The sequence below is a fragment of the Mesorhizobium sp. Arg314 genome, from assembly GCF_053714275.1.
Map to the genome: position 1 here is coordinate 1 of NZ_JBSKBP010000163.1, position 1,416 is coordinate 1,416.

The following is a 1,416-nucleotide window of genomic DNA, read 5'->3' on the forward strand; positions in this document are numbered from 1 at the left end:
TTGCGCAACGCCTTGTTGGCCCGCTTGAACTTGTGTGGATGCCAGCCGTTTTGCAAGGAGAGCATTGAACTTTTGGGCGTGTGATCGAGTGCGGACTTGTGTCAGGCCTGTCTCAGGTGCGGCCGTTCACATGCCGCAGGGCCGGTATGGTGATGCGCGGATCAGGTCCAAATCTGCTTGGCGAGCTCATGCAGCTCCCGTTCAAACACTGGTTTTCCTGATCCCGATCTGATCGATCATTTGCCCATGCGGTTCTTGCCTTCCTCACATCTCCGACGTACCGGCTTCAGGTGCGCAGATGAGTGTTCATGCAGGCACCATCGCCGGATTCCGGTAATCCTCTTGTTTCGTTAGCATCGCCCAGATTCCGCGCGCCATCTTGTTGGCCAGCGCGATAGCCACCAGTATGCGTGGCTTCTTCGCCATCATGCGGGCAAGCCAAGAGCCGCTGGGCACACCCTTCCGGGAGGCCCATTGCACCACAGCCATGGCACCAAGGATGAGCAACCGCCGAATATCACGTTGGCCCATCTTCGAGCTCTTCCCCAATCGCTGCTTGCCCCCGGTGGACTTCTGCAGCGGGACCAGCCCGAGCCAGGCGGAGAAGTCGCGGCCACACTTGAAGGTCTCCATCGGCGGCGCAAAGGTTTCGACGGCAAGGGCGGCGATCGGCCCGACACCGGGCATGGTCTGCAAACGTCGCGATCTTTGCGCTTCCTTGGACAGCGCGTTGATCGTCTTCTTCAGTGCCTCGATCCGGCCAGTCAGGTGGGCGATCCGGTCCAGCAAATCGTCGCATATTTCACGTACCAGATCCGGCAATTTCGCGTTCTGGTCCTCGATGATCTCTGCCAGCCGTCGCAGGTGGCCGATGCCTTGCGGAGCAACATATCCGAACTCATAAAGGTGCGCGCGCAATGCGTTGACCAGTTCGGTGCGCTGATTGACCAATTGTTCCCGGGTGCGGAACACGATGGCGCGGCACTGCTGCTCCTCGCTCTTCGGTTCGACAAAGCGCATCGTCGGCCGTTGTGCTGCCTCGACGATCGCCTCTGCGTCCGCTGCGTCGTTCTTATGGCGCTTGATGAACGGTTTGACATAGCCTGGGGCGAGCAGTTTCGGCTGATGGCCAAGCCTGGCCATCTCGCGAGCCCAGTGGTGGGCGCTGCCACAAGCCTCCATTGCCACAACACAGGCTGGATGATCCGTCATGAACGTACCGAACTGCGCGCGCGTCAGTTTCTTGCGAAACACAACAGATCCATCGGCTGCCGCCCCGTGCAGTTGGAAGACGTTCTTTGCCAGATCGACTCCAATGATGGTAACTTCTTCCATGGATGCTTTCCTCTCCTTTGCGTGGCTGTAGCACCACGAACTTGGCATATTGCGATGCCGTCGGAGAAGGCTGGCATCCAC

General features: G+C 59.2%; 1 protein-coding gene. It reads right to left on the reverse strand.

Going from position 1 to position 1,416, the window contains the following annotated elements:
• Positions 1 to 306: 306 nt before the first annotated feature.
• The gene (locus tag ACWGS9_RS34825) at positions 307 to 1,335 is read right to left on the reverse strand and encodes an IS110 family RNA-guided transposase (protein WP_454509433.1); all 1,029 of its coding nucleotides are present in this window, start codon (positions 1,333 to 1,335) and stop codon (positions 307 to 309) included.
• Positions 1,336 to 1,416: the final 81 nt, after the last annotated feature.